2 protein-coding genes and 1 pseudogene are annotated in these 2,615 nt (G+C 55.3%); all 3 read left to right on the forward strand.

Features of this window, described 5'->3' with window-relative positions; genetic code table 11:
• Positions 1–195: pseudogene (locus tag HMPREF1153_RS09395) on the forward strand (alpha-L-fucosidase); the annotation flags it as partial.
• Between the two features lie 76 nt (positions 196–271).
• On the forward strand, positions 272–757 hold the full coding sequence (locus tag HMPREF1153_RS09400) for a gamma-glutamylcyclotransferase family protein (protein ID WP_050992519.1): 486 nt from the start codon (positions 272–274) through the stop codon (positions 755–757).
• Between the two features lie 61 nt (positions 758–818).
• Positions 819–2,420 carry a terminase large subunit gene (locus tag HMPREF1153_RS09405; protein WP_009646722.1) on the forward strand — a complete coding sequence of 534 codons (1,602 nt, stop codon included), beginning with the start codon at positions 819–821 and terminating at the stop codon, positions 2,418–2,420.
• Positions 2,421–2,615 lie beyond the last annotated feature (195 nt).

Raw genomic sequence — 2,615 nt, forward strand, 5'->3', positions numbered from 1 at the left:
TCCGAAGCGGCGAAAAACCTCAAGACCGCAAGCCCCAAAGAACCGCAGAGGGAAAACCCGAAATTCGCGATGCGGACTTGGCTGATGCGCCTCGGCTTCATCGGCTGGGAATTCACCACGGCAAGGGACATCCTCACGAGGAACCTTGCAGGCGACGCCGCTTTCCGCTTCGGCAGGAGCACCCCTTCGGCATAAGAGCCGAAGCCAAGCCCCGCCCGCCAACAGGCGGGCTTTGGGCAGTAGAAGGGATGTTCCTTCGGAAGCGGAAAGGATGAGGAAGATGAAAACGAAGATGTACATCGCGTACGGCTCCAACATGGACTTGGAGCAGATGCAGCGTCGCTGCCCGGAAGCGGAACTTCTGGGAACGGGACGCTTGGAAGGTTGGCGGCTGATGTTCAAGGGAAGCAAGACAGGAGCTTATGCGACGATCGAGAAGGAGAAAGGGCAGAGCGTGCCGATTCTGCTCTGGCGCATCACGGAAACGGACGAGGAGCGGCTTGACCGTTATGAGGGATTCCCGACGTTCTACTACAAGCGCACGATTCAGGCAGTTAAGACCGACGCAAATGGCGAAGTTTGCGGCACGACGTGCGGCATGGCATACATCATGCACGAGGAGAGAAAGCTCGGCATTCCCTCCATGGAGTACTTCGACATTCTCTATCGTGCCTATTGCCGCTTCGGCTTCGACCGAAAGATTCTCGAAGAAGCCTACGGCTACACATGGGAGTGGGGACGCAAGGCGAAAAGCTGAGACGGAAATACAGTTTGAGGAGTCGCTTCACGGCGGCTCCTTTTGCATTGGAGGTAATTGCTTGCGAAAACTGACGGGCTACAAGCCGACAAAGTTCATGGCAGAGAACGCGCACTACGACAAAGTTGCTGCGGACTACGCTGTGGGCTTCATCGAGTGTTTGTGCCATACGAAGGGAACGTGGGCGGGCAAACCCTTCGAACTCATCGATTGGCAGGAGCGCATCATCCGTGACCTCTTCGGTATTTTGAAGCCGAACGGCTATCGGCAGTTTAATACGGCGTATGTTGAGCTGCCCAAGAAGCAAGGAAAATCAGAGCTTGCCGCCGCCGTCGCACTGCTCCTTTGCTGCGGCGATGGGGAAGAGCGCGCCGAAGTCTATGGCTGCGCCGCCGACCGTCAGCAGGCGAGCATCGTGTTCGAGGTAGCCGCCGACATGGTGCGCATGTGTCCCGCACTTGGAAAGCGAGTGAAGATCCTCGCCTCTCAGAAGCGCATGGTGTATCTGCCGACGAACAGCTTCTATCAGGTGCTCTCAGCGGAGGCCTATTCAAAGCATGGATTCAATATCCACGGTGTCGTGTTCGACGAATTGCACACACAGCCAAATCGCAAGCTCTTTGACGTTATGACGAAAGGTTCGGGCGATGCGCGTATGCAGCCGCTCTATTTCCTCATCACGACAGCGGGGACAGATACACAGTCCATCTGTTACGAGACGCATCAAAAGGCGAAAGATATTCTGGAAGGGCGCAAAATCGACTCGACCTTCTATCCTGTCATCTACGGCGCAAAGGAAGATGAGGACTGGACAGACCCTGAAGTCTGGAAGCGGTCAAATCCGTCGCTCGGCATCACGGTCGGTATCGACAAGGTGCAGGCGGCCTGCGACTCCGCACGGCAGAATCCCGCCGAGGAGAACAGCTTTCGGCAGTTGCGCCTGAACCAATGGGTGAAGCAGTCTGTGCGCTGGATGCCGATGGATAAGTGGGATGCGTGCGCCGCACCTGTTGATGCCGAAGCCTTGAAGGGGCGCGTCTGCTACGGCGGACTTGACCTCTCGTCGACGACGGATGTCACGGCATTCGTGCTCGTATTTCCTCCGGCTGAGGAAGATGAGCCTTTTGCTGTGCTTCCATATTTCTGGATTCCAGAGGAAAATCTGGAACTTCGCGTGCGCCGTGACCATGTGCCCTATGACGTATGGCAGAAGCAGGGTTTTCTCATGACCACGGAGGGCAATGTCGTGCATTACGGCTTCATTGAGAAATTCATCGAGGAACTGGGCGAGAAATATAACATCCGCGAGATCGCCTTCGATCGCTGGGGTGCGGTGCAGATGGTGCAGAATCTCGAAGGAATGGGATTTACCGTCGTCCCGTTCGGACAGGGCTTCAAGGATATGAGTCCGCCGACGAAGGAACTGATGAAGCTGACGCTGGAAAAGAAAATAGCGCACGGCGGTCATCCCGTCCTGCGCTGGATGGCAGACAACATCTTCATTCGCACCGATCCTGCGGGGAACATCAAGGCGGATAAGGAGAAGTCCACGGAAAGAATCGACGGTGTCATTGCGCTGATTATGGCACTGGATCGTGCGATTCGCTGTGGCAACGATGCATCTGCGTCGGTGTATGATGAGCGGGGGATTTTGGTGTTTTAGAGCGATTGTATACACACATATGGCCTTGCTATTTCTCGGATAGTACGGGAATATACACATGCCGAAAGGGAAAACTGAAGAAACAAGAAACGGAGGAAAAGAAAATGACGAAGAAGGAAATTGCCGAGATCATCGAGAGCAAGGCCGCCGAGTACGGATTCACGATGCAGGAAAACACGATGGGCTGGGCAAACG

It is taken from the genome of Selenomonas sp. CM52, from assembly GCF_000292955.1.
GTDB lineage: Bacteria > Bacillota > Negativicutes > Selenomonadales > Selenomonadaceae > Selenomonas.

Coding starts and splice junctions, on each gene's coding strand:
- HMPREF1153_RS09400 (WP_050992519.1), top strand. CDS start 272: ATGAGGAAGATGAAAACGAAGATGTACATCGCGTACGGCTCCAACATG.